The organism is Inquilinus limosus MP06 (assembly GCF_000767795.1).
Classification (GTDB): domain Bacteria; phylum Pseudomonadota; class Alphaproteobacteria; order DSM-16000; family Inquilinaceae; genus Inquilinus; species Inquilinus limosus_E.
The window spans coordinates 1-18,618 of sequence record NZ_JANX01000006.1; the positions used below are offsets into that span (position 1 = coordinate 1).

Annotated in this window: 20 protein-coding genes; 14 read left to right on the top strand and 6 right to left on the bottom strand. The window is 70.2% G+C overall.

Going from position 1 to position 18,618, the window contains the following annotated elements:
• On the top strand, window positions 1-483 hold a 483-nt coding region (locus P409_RS01590), incomplete at its 5' end, for a zinc-binding dehydrogenase (RefSeq protein ID WP_034831128.1).
• Window positions 484-500: 17 nt separating this feature from the next.
• Here the strand turns inward: P409_RS01590 and P409_RS01595 are convergent.
• The 4 genes from P409_RS01595 to maiA all read right to left on the bottom strand — a co-directional run bounded on the left by P409_RS01595 (window position 501) and on the right by maiA (window position 3,958).
• Window positions 501-1,085, bottom strand: coding sequence for an SOS response-associated peptidase (locus P409_RS01595; RefSeq protein ID WP_034831129.1), 585 nt, complete (start codon window positions 1,083-1,085; stop codon window positions 501-503).
• Between the two features lie 16 nt (window positions 1,086-1,101).
• On the bottom strand, window positions 1,102-1,986 hold the full coding sequence (locus P409_RS01600; RefSeq protein ID WP_034831170.1) for an amidohydrolase family protein: 885 nt from the start codon (window positions 1,984-1,986) through the stop codon (window positions 1,102-1,104).
• Window positions 1,979-3,244, bottom strand: a complete 1,266-nt coding sequence (locus tag P409_RS01605) for an MFS transporter (protein ID WP_034831130.1) — start codon at window positions 3,242-3,244, stop codon at window positions 1,979-1,981. The genes P409_RS01600 and P409_RS01605 overlap by 8 nt, the downstream gene beginning before the upstream one ends.
• Before the next feature lie 72 nt (window positions 3,245-3,316).
• On the bottom strand, window positions 3,317-3,958 hold the full coding sequence (gene maiA / locus P409_RS01610) for a maleylacetoacetate isomerase (protein WP_034831132.1): 642 nt from the start codon (window positions 3,956-3,958) through the stop codon (window positions 3,317-3,319).
• A gap of 66 nt (window positions 3,959-4,024) precedes the next feature.
• Here maiA and P409_RS01615 point away from each other — a divergent pair, with 66 nt between their 5' ends.
• From P409_RS01615 to P409_RS01665, 11 genes are all read left to right on the top strand, one after another.
• Window positions 4,025-4,666, top strand: coding sequence for an HAD family hydrolase (locus P409_RS01615; protein WP_034831134.1), 642 nt, complete (start codon window positions 4,025-4,027; stop codon window positions 4,664-4,666).
• 162 nt (window positions 4,667-4,828) lie between these two features.
• On the top strand, window positions 4,829-5,779 hold the full coding sequence (locus tag P409_RS01620; protein WP_034831136.1) for an ArsR/SmtB family transcription factor: 951 nt from the start codon (window positions 4,829-4,831) through the stop codon (window positions 5,777-5,779).
• Entirely contained in the window at window positions 5,776-6,687 is a 912-nt protein-coding gene (gene metF, locus P409_RS01625) for a methylenetetrahydrofolate reductase [NAD(P)H] (protein WP_052119901.1), read from the top strand. Before P409_RS01620 ends, metF begins: the two co-directional genes overlap by 4 nt.
• Before the next feature lie 11 nt (window positions 6,688-6,698).
• Window positions 6,699-7,418 (top strand): hypothetical protein, encoded by a 720-nt coding sequence (locus P409_RS01630; RefSeq protein WP_034831138.1) that lies wholly within the window; start codon window positions 6,699-6,701, stop codon window positions 7,416-7,418.
• 181 nt (window positions 7,419-7,599) lie between these two features.
• Window positions 7,600-8,856 carry an ROK family transcriptional regulator gene (locus tag P409_RS01635; RefSeq protein WP_034831140.1) on the top strand — a complete coding sequence of 419 codons (1,257 nt, stop codon included), beginning with the start codon at window positions 7,600-7,602 and terminating at the stop codon, window positions 8,854-8,856.
• A complete protein-coding gene (locus P409_RS01640; RefSeq protein WP_034831143.1) occupies window positions 8,837-10,390 on the top strand; it encodes a sugar ABC transporter ATP-binding protein in 1,554 nt (517 codons plus the stop codon). The genes P409_RS01635 and P409_RS01640 overlap by 20 nt, the downstream gene beginning before the upstream one ends.
• Window positions 10,391-10,403: 13 nt before the next feature.
• Window positions 10,404-11,405, top strand: a complete 1,002-nt coding sequence (locus tag P409_RS01645) for an ABC transporter permease subunit (RefSeq protein WP_034831144.1) — start codon at window positions 10,404-10,406, stop codon at window positions 11,403-11,405.
• Window positions 11,406-11,485: 80 nt separating this feature from the next.
• On the top strand, window positions 11,486-12,421 hold the full coding sequence (locus P409_RS01650; RefSeq protein ID WP_034831145.1) for an ABC transporter substrate-binding protein: 936 nt from the start codon (window positions 11,486-11,488) through the stop codon (window positions 12,419-12,421).
• Between the two features lie 154 nt (window positions 12,422-12,575).
• On the top strand, window positions 12,576-13,508 hold the full coding sequence (locus P409_RS01655) for a DMT family transporter (RefSeq protein ID WP_052119902.1): 933 nt from the start codon (window positions 12,576-12,578) through the stop codon (window positions 13,506-13,508).
• Window positions 13,509-13,554: 46 nt separating this feature from the next.
• Window positions 13,555-14,073, top strand: a complete 519-nt coding sequence (locus P409_RS01660; RefSeq protein ID WP_052119903.1) for a pentapeptide repeat-containing protein — start codon at window positions 13,555-13,557, stop codon at window positions 14,071-14,073.
• Window positions 14,074-14,113: 40 nt separating this feature from the next.
• Complete coding sequence (locus P409_RS01665) at window positions 14,114-14,647, top strand: hypothetical protein (RefSeq protein WP_034831147.1); 534 nt, start codon at window positions 14,114-14,116, stop codon at window positions 14,645-14,647.
• Here the strand turns inward: P409_RS01665 and P409_RS01670 are convergent, their stop codons facing one another.
• Entirely contained in the window at window positions 14,648-15,130 is a 483-nt protein-coding gene (locus P409_RS01670) for a GNAT family N-acetyltransferase (RefSeq protein WP_034831148.1), read from the bottom strand.
• A gap of 105 nt (window positions 15,131-15,235) precedes the next feature.
• On the opposite strand from P409_RS01670, the gene P409_RS01675 reads away from it, so the two are divergent.
• Complete coding sequence (locus P409_RS01675; RefSeq protein ID WP_034831150.1) at window positions 15,236-17,503, top strand: ATP-dependent helicase; 2,268 nt, start codon at window positions 15,236-15,238, stop codon at window positions 17,501-17,503.
• Window positions 17,504-17,511: 8 nt separating this feature from the next.
• A complete protein-coding gene (locus P409_RS01680) occupies window positions 17,512-18,174 on the top strand; it encodes a hypothetical protein (RefSeq protein WP_034831152.1) in 663 nt (220 codons plus the stop codon).
• On the opposite strand, the gene P409_RS01685 is transcribed toward P409_RS01680, so the two are convergent.
• Complete coding sequence (locus P409_RS01685; RefSeq protein WP_052119904.1) at window positions 18,134-18,616, bottom strand: hypothetical protein; 483 nt, start codon at window positions 18,614-18,616, stop codon at window positions 18,134-18,136. The genes P409_RS01680 and P409_RS01685 overlap by 41 nt on opposite strands.
• Between the last annotated feature and the right edge of the window lie 2 nt (window positions 18,617-18,618).

An 18,618-nucleotide genomic window follows, 5' to 3' on the forward strand; every position in this document is an offset into this window, starting at 1 on the left:
GCCACCGTGATCGGCACGGTCGGCGACGCCCGCAAGGCCGAGATCGCCAAGGCGCATGGCGCCGACCACGTCATCCTGCACCGCGAGGCCGACTTCGTCGCCGCGGTGCGCGAGATCACCGGCGGCCGTGGCGCCGAGATGGCGATCGACGGGATCGGCGGCGACACGCTGCTGCGGACCTTCGACGCCATGGCGCCCTACGGGCTGATCGCCAGCCTCGGCCAGGTCGGCGGCAGCCTGCCGACCATCGATGTCGGGGAGCTCGGCCCGGCGCGGTCGATCGCCCTGGCCCGGCCCAGCGTGCTGCGCCACTACCTGCCCGACCCGGCGATCTATCCGCGCGCCGCGGCCGAGGTGCTGGCCGAGGTCGAGGCCGGGCTGCGGCCGCTGATCGGCGCCGTCTACCCGCTGGCCGAAGCGGCCGAGGCCCACCGGGCGCTGGAGGCCGGCCGCACCAGCGGGTCGGTGCTGCTGGAGACCTGATGCCGCCCGGAAGCCCCTCAGCCGACCCGCTCGACCATCAGGCTGCCCGCCGGCAACGGTTGCAGCAGGGCCTTGGCCGACGCCAAGCCGCCGAGCCAGGCCGCCCAGTCGGCGCGGCGCAGCACGGCGACCTGGCGGTCGTGGTACGGCGCGATGTCCGGGCCGGGGGCGGTGGTCAGCATGGTGAAGGCTTCGCCGAGTTCCGGCACCGCCCGCCACAGGCCGGCGATGCAGAACCAGGGCTCCCCGGCCAGGGTGAACCGCCACTTGTCCTTCCGCTTCTTGCCGGGTTCCGCCGGGTCGGTGAACTCATAGAAGCCGTCGGCGACGATCAGGCAGCGGCCGCCGGGGAACTCCCGGTTGTCGGAGCGGAAGTTGTAGACCGGCCGACCGCCCGGCCCCGGCCAGCTCCAGCGCCGCTGGACCAGGTCGACCGCCCCGCCCTCGCTCCCGCGGACGATCGGCGCCGTCTCGGTGATCCGGATGCTGTCCCGGGCCTCGAGGTTCGGCGTGCCCTCCGAGGCCCCAAGCGCGATGCCGGCGGCGGCGAAATCCGCGTTGACGGTGGCGACGTCGACCTTCGAGCTGTACTCGTTGCACATCGGCGCCGCCCCCCGATCAGCCGAAGCCGTACAGCCGGGCCGGGTTGGCCGCCAGGACCGCGTCGCGCTGCGCCGGGTCGGGCACCCAGCCGGCCAGCAGGTCGAGCAGGTCGCCGACATTCGGCATCTCGCCGGGATGGGCGACATGCGGCCAGTCGCTGCCCCACACCATCCGGTCCGCCGCCGCCTCGACCAGCGCGCGGGCGAAGGGGATGGTGTCGGCATAGGGCGGGCCGGCCGTCGAAACCCGGAAGGCGCCGGAGAGCTTGACCCAGCCCTTGCCGCGGCGCAGCAGGCCGAGCAGCGCCCGGAAGCCGGGATGGCCGGTCCCGGCCGAGGCCGGCATGTGGCCCATATGGTCGATGACGAAGGGCACCGGCAGCCGCTCCAGCCGCGGCGCCAGCTCCGGCAGCGTCCGGGCGTCGAGCAGGAACTGCAGGTGCCAGCCGAGCTCGCGGCAGCGGTCGCCCAGGCGCTCGAGCTGGTCGAAGCCGACACCGCCGCCGAACAGCACGTTGAGGCGCAGGCCCACCACGCCGGCGTCCTTCAGCCGGGCCAGCTCGGCATCCGGCGCATCGGCTTCGACCACGGCGATGCCGCGCAGCCGGCCGCGATTGGCCTCCAGCGTCTCGACCATCAGCCGGTTGTCGGTGCCGTGGACGCTGACCTGGACCAGCACGCCGCGGGCCATGCCGACGGCGTCGAGCATGCCGAGATAGGCGTCGGGCGGCGCCTCGGGCGGGGTGTAGCTGCGGCTGGTCACCAGCGGATAGTCCGGCGGCCCGCCGATGACATGGGCGTGGGTGTCGCAGGCGCCGTCCGGCAGCGCGATCCGGCGCGGCGGCCGCGGCGCCGGGTCCGGGCCCTGGCAGAGTGGCGCAGTGGCTAACGGCTCAGCCATCGGCATGCAGTGTCTTCCCCTTGGTCTCGGGCAGGGCCAAAGCGGCGAGGAACAGCAGGGCGTAGGCGCCGATGGCGAAGATCGCGATCGCCTGGCCCAGCGACATGCTGGCGCTGAGATAGCCGACCAGCATCGGGAACAGGGCGCCGACGCCGCGGCCGAAATTATAGGCGAAGCCCTGGCCGGAGCCGCGCACCCGGGTCGGGAACAGCTCGGTCAGGAAGGCGCCGACGCCGCTGAAATAGCCGGAGCCGAAGAAGCCCAGCGGGAAGCCCAGCAGCAGCACCACCTCGTTGCTCAGATTGAGGCTGGTATAGGCGAACACCATGACGATGGCGCACAGCGAGAACACGAAGAACAGCCGCTTCCGCCCGATCCGGTCGGCCAGATAGGCGCCGACAAGATAGCCGGTGAACGACCCGGCGATGACGACGGCGAGGTAGCCGCTGCTGCCGATGTCGGACAGGCCCTGGCCCTTGAGGTAGCTCGGCAGCCAGGTGGTGATGGCGTAGTAGCCGCCCTGGGCGCCGGTGGTCAGCAGCGAGGTCAGGATGGTGATCTTCAGGACCGGGCCGGAGAAGATCTCCAGAAGGCCGGGCCGGTCGCCAGTCTCTGCGATCCGGCGCTGCGTCTCGGCGAACACCGGCGGCTCGTCGACGAAGCGGCGCAGGAAGAACACCAGGATCGCCGGCAGGATGCCGATGAAGAACAGGGTGCGCCAGGCGACGGACGGATCGAAGGCCAGGAACAGCACGGTCTTGACGATCAGCGCCACCGCCCAGCCGATGGCCCAGCCCGACTGCACGGTGCCGACCGCCTTGCCGCGATGCTCCGCGCGGATCACCTCACCCATCAGCACGGCGCCGGCCGCCCATTCGCCGCCGAAGCCGAAGCCCATCAGGGCGCGGGCGATCAGCAGCTGCTCGAAGTTCTGCGCGAAGCCGCTGAGGAAGGTGAAGACCGAGAACCACAGGATGGTCAGCTGCAGCGTCCGCACCCGGCCGATGCGGTCGGCCAGCAGGCCGGCGAGCCAGCCGCCGACGGCGGAGCACAGGAGCGTCACCGTCGCGATCTGGCCGGCCTGGGCGTTGGTCAGGCTCCACAGCGCGACGATGGTCGGGATCACGAAGGAATAGATCTGGACGTCCATCGCGTCCAGGCCCCAGCCCGCAAAACAGGCCCAGAAGGTCCGCCGCTCCGGCGGCGACATCTCCTGGAACCAGGCGGTCGGGCTGGTGTCGGCCGTCTCCGTCGTCATGCTGCCCCCTCGTCGTTGCCGCCGCGTTGGGCGGGGTTTGGCGCGCCTCCCCCGGCACACCGGTACTGGCCGTCAGGCCTCGGCATCACCCTGGCGTTCCGGCGCCGCCTCGGCGAAGGCCGGCAGCGCCACCGCGCGCTCCTCGATCCCCAACAGTGTCGGGTACGGGTTGAGGTCGCAGTCGAAGCGGCGGGCGTTGTAGAGCTGCGGGATCAGGCAGCAATCGGCGATGGTCGGCATCGCGCCATGGCAGAAGGCGCCGGTGTCGGGCGACCGCGACAGCTGGGTCTCCAGCGCGCCGAGTCCCTCGGCCACCCAGTGCCGGTACCATTCCTCGATCGCCGGCTCGTCATGGCCGAGCGGCGTCCGCAGATAGCGCAGCACGCGCAGATTGTTGATCGGGTGGATCTCGCAGGCGATCGACAGCGCGATCGACCGCACCCGGGCGCGGCCCGCCGGGTCGGCCGGCAGCAGCGGTGGGCTCGGATGCGTCTCGTCCAGATACTCGATGATCGCCAGCGACTGGGTGATCACCGCCCCCTCGCCCTCCAGCGCCGGCACCAGCTTCTGCGGGTTCAGCGAGCGGTACGGCTCGGCCGCCTGCTCGCCCCGGCGCAGATGATGGAACACCGAATCGTAGTCGAGCCCCTTCAGCGCCATGGCGATGCGGACCCGATAGGCGGCCGAGGAGCGGTAATAGGTGTGCAGCTTCATGGCTTGGGTCGGCTTTCCCCGCGTGCTACCAGCGATTCCACATAGCCCGAAGCGGAGCCTCTTGCCATGACCTCGTCACGCCCGGACTCGCCACACCATACCTCGGGCCGGCCCACCATCGTCTTCGACATCGGCGCCGTGCTGCTCGAGTGGAACCCGCGGCATCTCTATCGCAAGCTGTTCGCGGACGAGGCGGCAATGGAAACATTCCTGGCCGAAGTCTGCACCCATGACTGGAATCTGTCGATGGATGGCGGCGTTCCGTTCCCGGAGGCGATCGCCGCCAAGGTGGCCGAGTTCCCACACCATGAAGAGCTGATCCGCGCCTTCGACGAGCGCTGGGAGGAGATGGTGCCGCATCTGATCGACGGTACCGTCGAGATCCTGAAAGGACTGAAGGACCGGGGCGACAAGGTCTATGCCATCACCAACTTCTCGGCCGAGAAGTTCGCCGTGGCCCTGGCGAAGTACCCGTTCCTGGGCTGGTTCGACGGCGTCATCGTCTCCGCCCATGAGAAGCTGCTGAAGCCGGATGCGCGGATCTACCGGCTGCTGGAAAGCCGCTTCGGCCTCGATCTGGCCGATTGCATCTTCATCGACGACAACCCGGACAATGTCGCCGGCGCCCGCGCCGTCGGCATGCGCGCGATCCGCTTCGAGTCGCCGGAGCAGGCGCGGCGGGAGCTGACCGAGATGGGGGCGCTGTAGGGCGCCCCGTCCCTGCCGTCATTGCGAGCGCAGCGAAGCAATGACGCCTATAGGGCTCTTCCGCCAGCTGGCCACACAAACACATAAAGACATGTTTATGTCTTGCTGAGAGTTTGCTATCCTGCCTTCGGTGCAAGCTGAGGAGCAGGAGGCCGGAGGATCGTGGAGCGTCTGCTGCAGGGGCTGAAGGCGGCGGCCGAGCCGACACGGCTTCGGATCCTGATGCTGTGCGCCCATGGCGACCTGTCGGTCACCGACCTGACGCAGATCCTGGGCCAAAGCCAGCCGCGCGTGTCGCGCCACCTGAAGCTGCTGGCCGAGGCTGGCCTGCTGGACCGGTTCCGCGAGGGCACCTTCGCCTTCTTCCGCCTGGCCGAGAGCGGCGCCGTGGCCGAGCTGGCGCGCAGCCTGGTCGACCTGATCCCCGACGCCGACGCCACCGTCGGGCTGGACCTGGAGCGGCTGGAGGCGGTGAAGCGGCAGCGCGCCGAGATGGCGGCCGGCTATTTCCGCGACAACGCCTCGCACTGGGACGAGATCCGCACCCTGCACATCGCCGACAGCGCGGTGGAGCAGGCGATCGTCGATCTGCTGCCGCCCGGCGAGATCGGCGACCTGCTGGACCTGGGCACCGGCAGCGGCCGGATGCTGATCCTGCTGGGCGAGCGGGTGCGGCGCGCGGTCGGCATCGACCTGTCGCGCGAGATGCTGTCGGTGGCCCGCGCCAATATCGAGCGCGCCGGGCTGCAGCGGCACTGCCAGGTGCGCCAGGGCGACCTGTACCAGCTGCCGGTGCCCGGCGAGTCCTTCGACGTGGCGCTGGTCCACCACGTGCTGCACCATCTCGAGGATCCGGCCGCGGCGATTGCCGAGGCGGCGCGCGTGCTGCGCCCCGGCGGCCGGTTGATCGTCGCCGATTTCGCGCCGCACGATGTCGAGAACCTGCGCACCGAGCACGCCCATCGCTGGCTCGGCTTTCCCGACGACATCTTCGCCCGCTGGCTGCAGCGGGCCGGTTTCGACGCCGAACCGCCGGTGCATCTGCCCGGCGCCCCCCTGACCGTCACCATCTGGCCCGCCAGGCGGGCGGCGCAACGGAAGGCCGCAGCATGACGACCAACATTTCCCATGCGAATGCCTCGGCCGAAGCCGGCCGCCGTGACCCGATCGTCAGCTTCGAGTTCTTCCCGCCCAAGAGCGAGGCGGCGGAGGCGACGCTGATGGAGACGGTGACGCGGCTGGCGCCGCTGGCGCCGGATTTCGTCTCGGTCACCTACGGCGCCGGCGGATCGACCCGCGACCGCACCTTCGGCATCGTCACCAGGATCCAGGACGGCAGCGGCCTGCCCACCGCCTCGCACCTGACCTGCGTCGGCGCCTCGCGCGAGGAGATCGACGGCGTCGCCCGCGCCCTGTGGGCCGCCGGCATCCGCCGCATCGTGGCGCTGCGCGGCGACCCGCCCGGCGGCGCGCCTTACCAGGTGCGGCCGGACGGCTACGCCTATGCCGCCGACCTGGTGGCCGGGCTGCGCCGCATCGCCCCGTTCGACATCTCGGTCGCGGCCTATCCGGAGGTGCATCCGGCGGCGCCCTCGGCCGATTTCGACCTGGACAACCTGAAGCGCAAGGCCGATGCCGGCGCCGACCGGGCCCTGACCCAGTTCTTCTTCGACACCGAGGCGTTCCTGCGCTTCCGCGACCGCGCCGCCGCTTCCGGCATCGGCCTGCCGATCGTCCCCGGCATCCTGCCGATCACCAACTTCGCCCGGACCAAGGAGTTCGCGACCGCCTGCGGCGCCGCGGTCCCGGACTGGCTGGAGATGCTGTTCGAGGGGCTGGACGAGACGCCGGACACGCGCCAGCTGGTCGCCGCCTCGGTCGCGGTCGAGCAGTGCCGCCTGCTGCAGACCCATGGGGTGGAGGAGTTCCACTTCTACACCCTGAACCGGGCCGAGCTGACCCTGGCGATCTGCCGTTTCCTCGGCATCCGCCCCCGCCGCGCCGAGGCCTGCGCCGCCTGAAAGGCCCCGCGATGACGGATGAGACCAAGCCGCTCGCCGACACCGACCGGCCGGAGGCGCTGGCCCAGCGCGTCTATCGCCGGCACACCCAGGCGCTGGCCGGGCTCGGCCTTGCCGACACCTTCGACTACATCTGGCGCAACAATGTCTGGGGCGCCGAGGAGTCGCGCTCGGGCCTCGGCTCCGGCCTCGACGGCACCGCCCGGCTGCGCGCCGCCATCCCGGCCCTGCTGCGCGAGATCGGCGCCGCCTCGCTGCTCGACCTGCCCTGCGGCGATTTCGGCTGGATGAGCCGGACCCATCTCGAGGGCATCTCCTACACCGGCGCCGACATCGTCGCCGACCTGGTCGCCAAGAACATCGTCCTGTACGGCGAGACCGACCGGCGCCGCTTCCTGCGCCTGGACCTGACCCGCGATTTGCTGCCCAAGGCGGATGTCGTGCTGTGCCGCGACTGCCTCGTGCATCTGTCGGCCGAGAGCATCGCCGCCGCCTTCGCCAATCTCCGCCGTTCCGGCTCGACCTGGCTCCTGACCACCACCTTCCTGGAGCTGCAGGGCAACCGTGTCATCGCCGATGGCGACTGGCGGCCGCTGAATCTGCAACGTCCGCCCTTCGGCCTGCCGGCGCCGCACCGCGTCATCGTCGAGGGCTGCACCGAGGAAGGCGGCGCCTATCGCGACAAGGCGCTGGGCCTGTGGCGCATTGCCGATCTCCCCGGCGCGGCCTGACGGAATCCTGCCCCTAGCTTGAGCAGATGCTCGCTTGACGATACAATTGTCGGCACGTGCAGAAAGCTCATGTCAGGATTCGAAGAGAAAACGAGATAAACTGTCCTTGACGCGCGGAAGCCATCGGATTAATTCCACCACGTTCAATTAATCTTCCACGCGTCGGGAGGACGATCAGGAATTGCGCCGGTCCGCCATCCGCCGCGGCACGAATTCGCTTCAGCTCCGCCGCTACAACGAGCGGCTGGTGCTGCAGACCCTGCGCCGCGCCGGCGAGGCATCGAAGGCCGAGCTGGCCCGGCAGGCGGAGCTGACCAACACCGCGATCGGCGGCATCATCGCCCAGCTGGAGGCGGACGGGCTGATCGTCTCGCTCGGCAAGCGGCACGATGGCGGCCGCGGCCAGCCCGCCACCCTGTACCGGCTGGCGCCGCAGGGCGCCTTCGGCATCGGCGTCCGGCTGGACCGCCGCAGCATGGAATCGGTGCTGATCGATTTCGGCGGGTCCGTGATCGCCCGCCGCAGCCATGACGGGCTGCTGCCGGCCCCGGCCGAGGCACTGCGCATCGCCCGCCAGGATGTGGCCGGGCTGCTGGACGTGCTGAGCCCTGCCGACCGGCCGAAGCTGGCCGGCATCGGCCTGGCCCAGCCCTACAATCTCGGCGCCTGGCTGCACCAGCTGGACCTGCCGCCGGCCGATTTCGCCGCCTGGGACGTGGTCGACTTCCCGGCGATACTGGAGGAGGCGACCGGCCTGCCCGTCTTTGGCGAGAATGACGGCACCGCCGCCGCCGTGGCCGAGCTGTTCTACGGCATCGGCCGCAGCATCGACGACTTCCTGTACCTGTTCATCGGCCCGGCCATCGGCGGCGGCGTGGTGCTGGGCGGCGACTGCCTGCGCGGCCCGACCGGCAATGCCGGCGACGTGGCGATGCTGCCGGTCGGGCCCGGGCGCCTTGCCTCGGCCCCCGCCCCTGCCGACGGCCGCGACATCCTGCTGACCCGCGCCTCGCTGAATGCGCTGTCGCGCCACCTCGCCTTCCATGATCTCCCCGGCGGCAGCCGCGCCGACCTGAAGGCCGCGATCGCCGCCGCCCGACCGCCGGTGGCGGAGTGGATCGGCGACTGCGTCGACGCGATGACCGACGCGATCTGGTCGGCCTCGGCACTGCTGGAAATCCGCAGCGTGATCATCGATGCCGATATCGACGACGGGCTGATCGACGCCCTGATCGGCCGGCTGCAGTCGCGGCTGGCCGCCACCGTGCCGGAGGCAGGCCAACCGCCGCGCCTGCTGCACGGCACCTTCGGCTGCGACGCCGGCGCCATCGGCGCCGCCAGCCTACCGATGTTCTTCAGCTTCTCGCCGCGGGCCTCGATCCTGACCCGCAGCGCCGATGAGAGAGGATGGCGCGACCATGCTGCAGCCGCAGATTAGCCCCGCCCCCATCCTGGAGATGCACGGCATCTCCAAGACCTTCCCGGGGGTGAAGGCGCTGACCCGGGTCGACCTGACCGTCTATCCCGGCGAGATCCACGCCTTGATGGGCGAGAACGGGGCCGGCAAGTCGACCCTGATGAAGGTGCTGTCCGGCGCCTATCAGGCCGATGCCGGCGGCACCATCCGCCTCGACGGCAAGGACGTGACGATCAACGGCCCGCTCGCCGCCAAGCAGCTGGGCATCGCCGTGATCTACCAGGAGCTCAGCCTGTCGCCCAATCTGAGCGTGGCGGAGAACATCTATCTCGGCCGCGAGCCGAAATCCGGCCCCTTCGTCGATCGCGCGGCGATGCAGGCCGGCTGCGAGGACGTGCTGAAGCGGCTGGGCGCGACCTTCCGCCCGACCACGCTGGTCGGCACCCTATCGATCGCCGAGCGCCAGCTGGTCGAGATCGCCCGCGCCATCCACGCCCGGGCCCGGATTCTGGTGATGGACGAGCCGACCACGGCCCTGTCGGCGCGCGAGACCGACCGGCTGTTCGAGCTGATCCGCCGGCTGAAGGCCGAGGGGCTGGCGATCATCTATATCAGCCACCGCATGTCCGAGATCTACGAGCTGTCCGACCGCGTCTCGGTGCTGCGCGACGGCAGCTATGTCGGCACGCTGGACCGCGACGGCCTGTCGGCCGAGGCGCTGGTCAAGATGATGGTCGGGCGCGACATCTCCGGCTTCTACAAGAAGGACCATGACGCGCATCAGAGCCGCGGCCGGGTGATCTTCGCGGTACGCGACATCGCCGACGGGCACCGGGTGCGCGGCTGCAGCTTTGAGCTGCATGAGGGCGAGGTGCTGGGCATCGCCGGCCTCGTCGGCTCCGGCCGCACCGAGCTGGCGCGGCTGATCTTCGGCGCCGAGGCGAAGACCTCCGGTGAAGTGCTCCTCGACGGCAAGCCGCTGCAGATCCACGGGCCGGGCGACGCCATCGCCGCCGGCATCGCCTACCTGACCGAGGACCGCAAGGGCCAGGGCCTGTTCCTCGACATGTCGGTGCAGGACAACATCAACCTCGTGGTCTGCGGCACCGATGCCGGGCCCGGCGGCGTGCTCGACCGCGGCCGGGCCAAGGTCCGGGCCCGCGACGCCATCGCCGCGCTGAAGATCCGGGTGGCCAACCCGGAGGTCACGGTCGGCGCCTTGTCCGGCGGCAACCAGCAGAAGGTGCTGCTGTCGCGCCTCTTGGAGACCAAGCCGCGCATCCTGATCCTCGACGAGCCGACGCGCGGCGTCGACATCGGCGCCAAGTCGGAGATCTACCGCATCATCGACGGGCTGGCGAAGGCCGGGATCGGCGTCATCGTCATCTCCTCGGAGCTGCCGGAGGTGATCGGCATCGCCGACCGCGCCCTGGTGATGCGCGAGGGCCGGATCGAGGGTGAGGCGGGCGGCGCGTCCGGCCGCCCCCTGACCCAGGAGGCGATCATGGCCCTCGCCACCGGCATCACCGACCCCGCCGCCGCCACTGTCCAGTAAGGGATCGTCACCCATGGCCGACAACGCCGCCACCTCCGCCGTCAATCGCGACGCCGAACGCCGGCTGATGATCCAGGGCCTGATCCGGACCGTCGGCATGCTGCCGGTGCTGATCCTGCTCTGCATCGCCTTCTACTTCATGAGCGAGGGCGGGCGCTTCGCCTCCTGGCAGAACGTGTCGATCGTGATGCAGCAGGCGGCGATCAACACCGTGCTGGCCGCCGGCATGACCTTCGTCATCCTGACCGGCGGCATCGACCTGTCGGTCGGCTCGATCCTCGCCGCCTCCGCCATGGTCGCGGTGATCGGGTCGCTGATCCCCGACATGGGGCTGGTCGGCATCCTGTTCGGCCTGGTCGCCGGCCTGATCTTCGGCCTGGCCAACGGCGTGCTGATCGCCTTCCTGCGGCTGCCGCCCTTCATCGTCACCCTCGGCTCGCTGACCGCGGTCCGCGGCATCGCCCGCCTCCTGGGCGGCGACACCACGGTGTTCAACCCGTCCCTGTCCTTCGACTTCATCGGCAATGGCACCCTCTTCGGCGTGCCCTGGCTGGTGATCATCGCCTTCCTGGTGATCGTGATCTCCTGGCTGGTGCTGCGGCGGACGGTGCTGGGCGTGCACATCTACTCGGTCGGCGGCAACCCGGACGCGGCGCGGCTGTCCGGCATCAAGGTCTGGCGGGTGCTGCTGTTCGTCTACGGCGCCTCCGGCCTGCTGGCCGGCCTCGGCGGGGTGATGTCGGCCGCCCGGCTCTACGCCGCCAACGGCACCCAGCTCGGCGTCAGCTACGAGCTCGACGCCATCGCCGCGGTGATCCTGGGCGGCACCTCCTTCGTCGGCGGCATCGGCTCGATCTGGGGCACGCTGGTCGGCGCGCTGATCATCGCCGTGCTGTCGAACGGGCTGATCCTGGTCGGGGTGCCGGACGTCTGGCAGTACATCATCAAGGGCCTGATCATCATCGGCGCCGTCGCGCTCGACCGGCTGCGCCTGCAGGGGTCGGCCCGCACCTGAGGTTCCGAGCTTCCGGAAAGGGCCGGCGGGACCTCTGGTCGCCCCGCCGGCCCCATCGCACAGACCAGGGGAGGAACCACGTGCTGAAACATGTCCTGCTCGCCGGCGTCGCGCTGGCGCTCTCGGTCGGCGCCGCCGGCGTCGCCGAGGCGAAGGATCTGAAGAAGATCGGCGTCTCGCTCGGCTCCATGGGCAACCCGTTCTTCGTCGCCCTGGCCAAGGGCGCCGAGTTCGAGGCGAAGAAGACCAATCCGAATGTCGAGGTCCAGGCCGTCGGCTACGACTACGACCTGGGCAAGCAGTTCACCCAGATCGACAACTTCATCGCCGCCGGCGTGGACATGATCCTGCTGAACCCGGGCGACCCGAAGGCGATCGGCCCGGCGATCAAGAAGGCGCAGGCCGCCGGCATCATCGTGGTCGCGGTCGACACCGCGGCCGAGGGCGCCGACGCGACGGTGACCACCGACAACGTCCAGGCCGGCGAGATCGCCTGCAAGTACATCGCCGACAAGCTGGGCAACAAGGGCAACGTCGTCATCGTCAACGGCCCGCAGGTCTCGGCCGTGGTCGACCGGGTCAAGGGCTGCCACAACGTCTGGGACAAGCTGCCGGACCTGAAGATCCTATCCGCAGACCAGGACGCCAAGGGCTCGCGTGACGGCGGCCTGGCGGTGATGCAAAGCCTGCTGACCCGGTTCGAGAAGATCGACGGCGTGTTCGCCATCAACGACCCGACCGCGATCGGCGCCGACCTGGCGGCCAAGCAGACCGGCCGCAGCGGCATCGTCATCACCTCGGTCGACGGCGCGCCGGACATCGTCGCCGCGCTGAAGGGCAACACCCTGGTCGAGGCGTCCTCGGCCCAGGACCCGTTCTTCATGGCCCGCAAGGCGGTGCAGGAGGGCGTCGGCCTGCTCAACGGCCAGAAGCCGGCCCAGGACCCCACCTTGATCCCCTCGACGCTCGTCACCCGCGACAACGTCAAGGACTACAAGGGCTGGACCGGGGAATAAGCCGTACTGCCCGGGCCGGGTCCGCGGATCCGGCCCGGGCACCTTGCCTGCTGCCGCCGCGCATGGCAGACCCGGCGCGATCGGCCATGGCCCTGCCGATTCGCCCGGCGTAAGTCTCTAGGGAACGATCGAGCCGCAACGGGCCCCGTTTCCGATGACGATCTCCCAGGCCGAACCGAAAGGGTCCGCGGGCGAAGCGGCCCCGGCCTCCATTCTGCCCGCCATCGGCTACAAGCTGGCCTCGGCCGCCCTGTTCACCTGCATGTCGGCGCTGATCAAGCAGCTGGGCGACCAGTATCCGGTCGGCCAGATTGTCTTCGTCCGCAGCTTCTTCGCCATGATCCCGGTGCTGTGGCTGGTGTATCGCCTCGGCGGCTGGAAGGTGCTGCGCACCGAGCGGCTGGGCGGGCATCTGCGCCGCTCCGGCTCCGGCCTCGTCTCGATGTTCTGCGGCTTCACTGCGCTCAGCATGCTGCCGCTGGCGACAGCCACCGCACTGGGCTACGCCGCGCCGATGTTCATCACCATCCTCGCCATCCCGCTGCTCGGCGAGACGGTGCGGGTCTATCGCTGGAGCGCGGTGGTGATCGGCTTCGTCGGCGTGCTTCTGGTGGTGCATCCGAGCCCCGCCACCGGCGTCTCGCTCGGCGCCCTGGTGGCGCTGGCCGGCGCCCTGGCCACGGCCTTCGCCATGGTCTCGATCCGCAAGATGGCGGACACCGAATCCAACGTCACCATCGTCTTCTACTTCACCCTGTCCGGCGCAGTCGTCGGCGCCGCCACCCTGCCCTTCATCGGCGTCTGGCCGGACCTGATCGACATCCCGATCCTGATCGCGGTCGGCGTTCTGGGCGGCGTGGCCCAGATCCTGATGACCAAGGCCTACCAGCTGGCCCCGGCCTCGGTGATCGCGCCCTTCGACTATGCTTCGCTGATCTTCGCCCTCGGCCTCGGCTTCCTCGCCTGGGGCGAGTTCCCGGCCCCGATCGAGCTGCTGGGCACCGCAGTGATCGTCGGTTCCAGCCTGTTCATCGCCTTCCGCGAGCGGCAGCGCCGGATCGTCCGCCCGGTCGGCAAATCCATGTGACTTCGGCGCGCTTGCGCTGCATCGGGGGATCGGAGACTGTCCGGCCATGTCGGTCGCATTCTTCGGTTCCCGAGTCGCCCGGGCCCTCGCTCTCTTCCTCGCCCTGCTGCTCGGCCCGGCCGCGGCATGGGCCGGCTGCACCGACGCCGCGGCGCCGGGGGTCAACTGGCGGCGCTGCCTGTTCGACGAGCGGCCGCTGAGCCGCGTCGACCTGACCGGCGCCCAGCTGCGCGAGGTCAGCCTGACCCGCGCCGTGCTGGACGGGGCGATCTTCACCAATGCCGAGGCCTATGGCGCCAAGTTCATCAATGCCAGCCTGAAGGGCGCCAAGCTGGACTCGGCACGGCTCGGCAACTCCGACTTCACCCAAGCCGACCTGACCGGCGCCGATCTGAGCAGGAGCGACCTGCGCAACGCCCGCTTCGTCGGCGCCAGGCTGCGCGGCGCCAACCTGACCGGCGCCGAGCTGCGCGGCACCGTGTTCCGCGACGCCGACCTGTCCGGCGCCACCTGGACCGACGGCGCCAAGATCTGCGCCGAAGGCTCGACGGGGCTGTGCGAGTAGCGCGGCCGCCGCGGTATCCGAAGAGCGAACAGAGCAAGCGATGACCAGCACCGACCGCAACCGCCCCCAGCGCGGCTTCGCCCTGCCCCTCGACCGCGTCATCGGGGTGATCCAGATCGTCGGCGGCATCGTCGGCCTGACCGAGATCGGCGAGCGGATCTATCGCGACGGCGCGGCGATCATCGCCGCGACGCAGTGGCTGGTCATGCTGGGCGCCGCCCTGCTGATGGTGCTGTGCATCGTCGCCGGCGCCCTGCTGTGGAAGCGCCGCGGCCTGGGCTATGCCCTGTCGCTGCTGGTCCAGGCCGTCCAGATCCCGATCGTCTATGCCGGCGGCGTCGCCTACCATTTCCACATGATCGCGCGGCTGCCGCTGACCGTGGTCGCCGACGGCGGGGCGATGTCGATCACGCCGGCCTACGGCATCGGGCTGGATTCGTTCCAGGGCGCGCTGTCGCTCGGCTTCTATCTCGACACGGGCCTGGCCGGGACGATCATCGCGGTCAACCTGCTGCCGCTGGTCCTCTGCATCATCCTGGAGTTGTTCCGGGAGCGGAACCGGTCGACCGGCTGATCAGCCCTTCTCCGCCAGCGCCTTGAGCGCGTCGCCGGTGAGCCGGTAGCCGGTCCAGTCGGATTTGTGATCGAAACCCAGGCGTTCATACACCTCCCGCGCCGGATTCCAGGTCAGGACCGAGAGGTCGAGGCGCTTGCCGCCGCGCTCTACCACCAGCTGGGCGATCCGGGTCACCAGCGCCCGGCCGACGCCGAGGCCGCGGGCGGAATCGCGGACATAGAGATCCTCGAGATAGATCCCCTGCCGCCCCTCCCAGGTCGAGTAGCTGGAGAAGAACAGGGCGAAGCCCAGCATCTGGCCGTCGCGCTCGGCCATCAGCGCCTCGAATTTCGGATCCGGCCCCCAGCCGTCGCGCAGCAGGTCGGCCTCGGTCGCCAGCACCGCGTCCGGCTCCTTCTCGAACACCGCCAGCTCGGTGATCATTGCCAGGATCTCCTTGACGTCACGGGGCTCGGCGGGGCGGATGACGAGGTCGGTCATGGCAGGCTCTCGGTTCGGGGTCGCGGCGATCCTCGACGCGCCCTTCGCCTGCGTCAACCGGACGCCGAGCGTTCCGATGCAGCCCGGTCATGCTATAGACAGGGGATGGTCGAACTTTCCCGGAACATGCCGGCCGGCTTCGAGCCGCCGTATCTGCAGAACCTGAACCCGGCGCAGCGCCAGGCGGTCGAGACGCTGGACGGCCCGGTGCTGGTGCTGGCCGGGGCCGGCACCGGCAAGACCCGGGTGCTGACCACGCGCCTGGCCCATCTGCTGTCGACCCGCCGGGCCTGGCCCAGCCAGGTGCTGACCGTCACCTTCACAAATCGCGCCGCCCGCGAGATGCGCGAGCGCGTGTCCCACCTGCTGGGCACGCCGACCGAGGGCTGGTGGATGGGCACCTTCCATGCCCTGGCCGCCCGCATCCTGCGCCGGCACGCCGACCTGGTGGGGCTGCGCTCCAACTTCTCGATCCTCGACACCGACGACCAGATCCGGCTGATCAAGCAGCTGATCGAGGCCGACGGCATCGATTCGAAGCGCTGGCCGGCCCGCGTGCTGCTGGGCGTGATCGAGCGCTGGAAGGACCGCGGCCTGACCCCGGCCAAGCTGAAGCCGGCCGATGCCGGCGAGGTGGCGCAGGGCCGCATGCTGGCCCTCTACACCGCCTACCAGGAGCGGCTGCGTACGCTGAACGCCTGCGACTTCGGCGACCTGCTGCTGCACAACCTGACCATCTTCCAGGAGCATGCCGACGTCCTGGCCGACTACCAGGACCGGTTCCGCTACATCCTGGTCGACGAGTACCAGGACACCAACGTCTCGCAGTATCTCTGGCTGCGCCTCCTGGCCCAGAAGCACCGCAACCTGTGCTGCGTCGGCGACGACGACCAGTCGATCTATTCCTGGCGCGGCGCCGAGATCGGCAACATCCTGCGCTTCGAGCAGGACTTCCCCGGGGCTGCGGTGATCCGGCTGGAGCAGAACTACCGCTCCACCAGCCACATCCTGGGCGCGGCCGGCCACCTGATCGCGCACAACCAAGGGCGCCTGGGCAAGACCCTGTTCACCGAGGAGCAGGGCGGCGACACCGTCATCGTCCGCAGCGTCTGGGACGGCGAGGAGGAGGCGCGCTGGGTCGGCGACGAGATCGAGAGGCTGCAGCAGCAGAAGGTGACGCTGGACGAGATCGCGGTGCTGGTCCGCGCCGGCTTCCAGATGCGCGAGTTCGAGGAGCGGTTCCTGACCCTCGGCCTGCCCTATCGCGTGGTCGGCGGTCCGCGCTTCTATGAGCGGCAGGAGATTCGCGACGCCATCGCCTATCTGCGGGTGGTGGCGCAGCCGGATGACGACCTGGCCTTCGAGCGCATCGTCAACGTGCCGAAGCGCGGGCTGGGCGACGCCACCGTGCAGCTGCTGCACACGGTCGCCCGCGCCCAGGGCGTGGCGCTGACCGAGGCGACGCTGCGGCTGATCGAGACCGACGAACTGAAGCCGAAGCCGCGCGGCGCTCTGCGCGCCCTCATGGGCGATTTCGAGCGCTGGCGCCGCCTGTCGGAGCAGGCCTCGCAGGTCGAGCTGGCCCAGACCGTGCTGGACGAGAGCGGCTACACCGCCATGTGGCAGGCCGACAAGTCGCCCGAGGCCCCGGGCCGGCTGGACAATCTGAAGGAGCTGATCAACGCCATGGAGGATTTCGAGACCCTCCAGGCGTTCCTCGAGCATGTCAGCCTGGTGATGGAGAACGAGACGGGGAAGACCGGCGAGCAGGTCACCTTGATGACCCTGCATGCCGCCAAGGGGCTGGAATTCGCCCATGTCTTCCTGCCGGGCTGGGAGGAAGGGGTGTTCCCGAACCAGCGCGCGCTCGACGATGGCGGCATCGCGGCCCTGGAGGAGGAGCGCCGGCTGGCCTATGTCGGCCTGACCCGGGCGAAGCGTCGGGCCTATGTCTCCGCCGCCGCCAACCGCCGCATCCACGGCCAGTGGCAGACAGCATTGCCCTCGCGCTTCGTCGGCGAGCTGCCGGACGCCCATGTCGAGGTGACCTCGGAGACGGGCTTCGGCGATACCGGCTATGGCGGCGGTCGCTACGCGGCCGAGGCGGCGCCGACCCGGCTGTGGACGGCACCGGCCCAGACCGGCTTCATGCGCCGCGCCCCGACTGTGATCGAGGGCAGCGGCTACGAGGTGCGGGAGCGGCCGCGCCCGGCCCGGGCGTTCAATGTCGGCGACCGGGTGTTCCACCAGAAGTTCGGCTATGGCGAGGTCCGCAGCGTCGACAGCGACAAGCTGACCATCGCCTTCGACCATTCCGGCGAGAAGCGGGTGATGGACAGCTTCGTCGTCCCCGCCACCGAGGCAGGACAATAGGCAGCAGCATGACGATGATGGTTCGAGGCGCCGCGCTGGCGCTGCTCGCCGCGCTGGCGGCATCCGGCGCGGCTGCTGCCGAGGCGGGCAGCACCGTGGTCCTGCCCGGCGGCAACGGCGAGATCGCGGCCCTGACCCTGCCCGCCGGCTGGAGCCGCAGCTTCGCCGGCACCGAGGGCAGCACCACGGTGGTCGAGTGGCGCAAGACCGACCCGGCCCGGGCCGCGGATGGCAGCATCACCGTGACCCGCATCGGCGGGCTGGGCGGCAGCGACCCCGCCGATTTCATCCGCGAGAGCGCGGACGCGCTGAAGCAGGATTGTGACGACGTGGTCCAGGGCCAGGTCCGGACCGATCCGGCCGGCACTGTCCGCACCGCGCTGGGGTGCACCAAGCGCAAGGCCGACGGCCAGGGCGAGATGCAGCTGCTGCACATCGCGGTCGGCCGCGAGGCGATCTATGTCGCCCGCCGGATCTGGCCGCTGGCGGCCTATGACAAGGCGCATCTGCCGCTGTCGACCGAGGCGATCGCCGCCGGCGGCGCCGACATCGACGACCTGCGCCTGTGCAACCTGTCCGGCGTCGGCACCGCCTGCCCGGCCGGACTGGCCGCGGCGCTGAAGGACCAGATCACCGACCTTTCGCCGCTGGTGCTGAAGGCCGCGCCGTAGGCGGCTGCCAGCGCAGCACGGACAGCATGACCAGGCACAAGGCGATGAACGTCAGCAGCGCGTTGGCAGCGTGGGAATACTCCCATTGCGCCCGCAGGGCCGCCCAGTCGTCGGGCACGGCCGTCCAGTTCGCCGTGAACTGGTTGGCCGGGTAGGTCCAGAGGAAGAACACCACGAGGGTGGCGGCGAGGCATACGGCGCCGGCCAGAGCCAGCCGGAACGGCGCCGGCTGCCGCCGCGCACCGACGGCCAGGGCGAGATCGGCTGCGATCGCCGCGACCAGCACCACGCCGAGCAGGGCCCAGCCGCCATAGATCGCCTGGACCGAGAAATAGGCCGTCTCGTCCAGGGCGAGCTTGTTCGGCATGGCCAGCAGATGCGCGCCGCCCGGAACCAGCGCCAGGGCGGTCAGCACCACGGCCAGGAACTGCAGCGCCTTCATCG

Coding starts and splice junctions, on each gene's coding strand:
- P409_RS01595 (WP_034831129.1), bottom strand. CDS start 1,085: ATGTGCAACGAGTACAGCTCGAAGGTCGACGTCGCCACCGTCAACGCG.
- P409_RS01600 (WP_034831170.1), bottom strand. CDS start 1,986: ATGGCTGAGCCGTTAGCCACTGCGCCACTCTGCCAGGGCCCGGACCCG.
- P409_RS01605 (WP_034831130.1), bottom strand. CDS start 3,244: ATGACGACGGAGACGGCCGACACCAGCCCGACCGCCTGGTTCCAGGAG.
- maiA (WP_034831132.1), bottom strand. CDS start 3,958: ATGAAGCTGCACACCTATTACCGCTCCTCGGCCGCCTATCGGGTCCGC.
- P409_RS01615 (WP_034831134.1), top strand. CDS start 4,025: ATGACCTCGTCACGCCCGGACTCGCCACACCATACCTCGGGCCGGCCC.
- metF (WP_052119901.1), top strand. CDS start 5,776: ATGACGACCAACATTTCCCATGCGAATGCCTCGGCCGAAGCCGGCCGC.
- P409_RS01630 (WP_034831138.1), top strand. CDS start 6,699: ATGACGGATGAGACCAAGCCGCTCGCCGACACCGACCGGCCGGAGGCG.
- P409_RS01640 (WP_034831143.1), top strand. CDS start 8,837: ATGCTGCAGCCGCAGATTAGCCCCGCCCCCATCCTGGAGATGCACGGC.
- P409_RS01645 (WP_034831144.1), top strand. CDS start 10,404: ATGGCCGACAACGCCGCCACCTCCGCCGTCAATCGCGACGCCGAACGC.
- P409_RS01655 (WP_052119902.1), top strand. CDS start 12,576: ATGACGATCTCCCAGGCCGAACCGAAAGGGTCCGCGGGCGAAGCGGCC.
- P409_RS01660 (WP_052119903.1), top strand. CDS start 13,555: ATGTCGGTCGCATTCTTCGGTTCCCGAGTCGCCCGGGCCCTCGCTCTC.
- P409_RS01665 (WP_034831147.1), top strand. CDS start 14,114: ATGACCAGCACCGACCGCAACCGCCCCCAGCGCGGCTTCGCCCTGCCC.
- P409_RS01670 (WP_034831148.1), bottom strand. CDS start 15,130: ATGACCGACCTCGTCATCCGCCCCGCCGAGCCCCGTGACGTCAAGGAG.
- P409_RS01675 (WP_034831150.1), top strand. CDS start 15,236: ATGGTCGAACTTTCCCGGAACATGCCGGCCGGCTTCGAGCCGCCGTAT.
- P409_RS01680 (WP_034831152.1), top strand. CDS start 17,512: ATGACGATGATGGTTCGAGGCGCCGCGCTGGCGCTGCTCGCCGCGCTG.
- P409_RS01685 (WP_052119904.1), bottom strand. CDS start 18,616: ATGAAGGCGCTGCAGTTCCTGGCCGTGGTGCTGACCGCCCTGGCGCTG.